Origin of the sequence: Agromyces binzhouensis (assembly GCF_004135055.1) — a bacterium.
GTDB classification, from domain to species: domain Bacteria; phylum Actinomycetota; class Actinomycetes; order Actinomycetales; family Microbacteriaceae; genus Agromyces; species Agromyces binzhouensis.
On sequence record NZ_SDPL01000491.1, the window covers coordinates 1 to 2,005 of the forward strand.

General features: G+C 74.3%; 2 protein-coding genes. One reads left to right on the forward strand and one right to left on the reverse strand.

The genetic code is table 11. The features are described from left to right. Positions 1 to 1,425, forward strand: a 1,425-nt coding sequence (locus ESO86_RS16015) for an aminopeptidase P family protein (protein ID WP_165308056.1), incomplete at its 5' end; no start/stop codon positions are given. A gap of 22 nt (positions 1,426 to 1,447) precedes the next feature. Here ESO86_RS16015 and ESO86_RS16020 read toward each other — a convergent pair. Next, complete coding sequence (locus ESO86_RS16020) at positions 1,448 to 1,819, reverse strand: TIGR02611 family protein (protein WP_129235844.1); 372 nt, start codon at positions 1,817 to 1,819, stop codon at positions 1,448 to 1,450. Positions 1,820 to 2,005: the final 186 nt, after the last annotated feature.

Consider the following 2,005-nt stretch of genomic DNA (forward strand, 5'->3'; position numbering starts at 1 on the left):
GAGCGCCTGCCCGAGGCTCGCCCGCAGGCCGCGCACGCGGCCGCCCGTCGCGCGACGGTCTCGGCCGCGTTCCCCGGGCAGCGACTCGTGATCCCCGCCGGCGACATGAAGCAGCGCGCGAACGACACCGACTACCCGTTCCGCGCGCACTCCGCGTTCGCGCACCTGACCGGCTGGGGCTCGGACTCCGAGCCGGGCGCCGTGCTCGTGCTCGAACCCGCCGGCGACGGCGGTCACGAGGCGACCGTCTACTTCCGCGAGCGCGCCGGGCGCGACAGCGAGGAGTTCTACGCCAATCCCGCCATCGGCGAGTTCTGGATCGGCCCGCGCCCCTCGCTCGCGCACGTCGCCGCCGACCTGCAGCTCGGTACGCGCGGCATCGCCGACTTCGACTCGGTCGTGAACTCGGTCGACACCGCGACGCTCGTCGTCCGCGAGGCCGACGCCGCGATCACCGAGCGCATCGACCACGCCCGCCTGCGCTTCGCCGCCGAGGAGGCGCTGTCGACGAACGCGTCCGACGCACCGTTCAGCCTCGAGGTGAACTCCGAGCACGAGCCCGACGCCGAGCTCGCGCGCGTGCTCTCCGAGCTGCGCCTCGTGAAGGACGACTTCGAGGTCGCGGAGCTCCGCGCCGCGGTCGACGCGACCGAGCGCGGCTTCGCCGAGGTGCTCGCCGAGCTGCCGCGCATCACGAGCGAGGTGCGCGGCGAGCGCGTCATCGAGGGCGTCTTCGCCACGCGCGCCCGCCTCGACGGCAACGACGTCGGCTACGCCTCGATCGCCGCGGCCGGCCCGCACGCGACCATCCTGCACTGGACCCGCAACGACGGCGCCGTCGTCCCCGGCGACCTGGTGCTGCTCGACGCGGGCGTCGAGATGGACAGCTACTACACGGCCGACATCACGCGCACGTTCCCGGTGAACGGCACCTTCTCGCCGGTGCAGCGCCGGGTCTACGAGGCCGTGCTCGAGGCGGCGGATGCCGCGTTCCGCATCGTGCGCCCCGGCGTCGTCTTCCGCGAGATCCACGCCGCCGCGATGGAGGTCATCGCGAAGCGGACCGCCGAGTGGGGCTTCCTCCCGGTGTCGGCGGAGGAGTCGTTGCAGCCCGAGAACCAGTTCCACCGCCGCTACATGGTGCACGGCACGAGCCACCACCTGGGCCTCGACGTGCACGACTGCGCCGAGGCTCGCCGGTCGATGTACATGGACGGCGTGCTCGAGCCGGGCATGGTCTTCACCATCGAGCCGGGCCTCTACTTCCAGGCCGACGACCTCACCGTCCCCGAGGAGTTCCGCGGGATCGGCGTGCGCATCGAGGACGACATCCTCGTGACGGCCGACGGCGCCGAGAACCTCTCGGCGGGCATCCCCCGCACGGCCGACGAGGTCGAGGCCTGGGTGCGCGGCGCCCGGCGCTGACGCCGCTCGGCGGAGGGCTCACTCAGGCGGCTCGTGCGGCGCGGCGCGCCTTCCACCAGGCCCAGAAGCGGTCGAGCATGCGCTTGACCCACGCCGCCAGCCGGCGTGCCCAGGCGAACTCGGTGCCGAGGATGGCGAGGCCGAGGAACACGACGAGCCATCCGGGCCCGGGGAGCGGCACGAGCGCCAGGCCCGCGACGGCGATCACGCCGCCGAGCACGCCCACGCCGATGCGGTAGGCGAAGCGCAGGCGGGGGTGGCGGTCGATCCGGCGACGGATGCCGCGCAGCCACCGTCGCACGGGACGGTCGGGCCGTTCGGCGGCGGCGATCTCCGCGCGCACCGTCTGCTCGAGCGGCGTCGGACCGCTCTCGGGGCCGGTGGTGCTGCGCATGATCGTCACGGTAGGCGCCCACGCTGGGAGTCGCCGGTGCATCCGTCGCACGCGGTCGCCGGTCGCCCGGCTAGTCCTCGCCGCGCTCGCGCTCGGCGCGGCGGCGGGCATCCTGCGCCTCGCCGTAGGTGAGCGGGCGGGAGGGGTCGATCTCCCGCGCCTCGGGCTCGGACCCGCTCGCGGGCG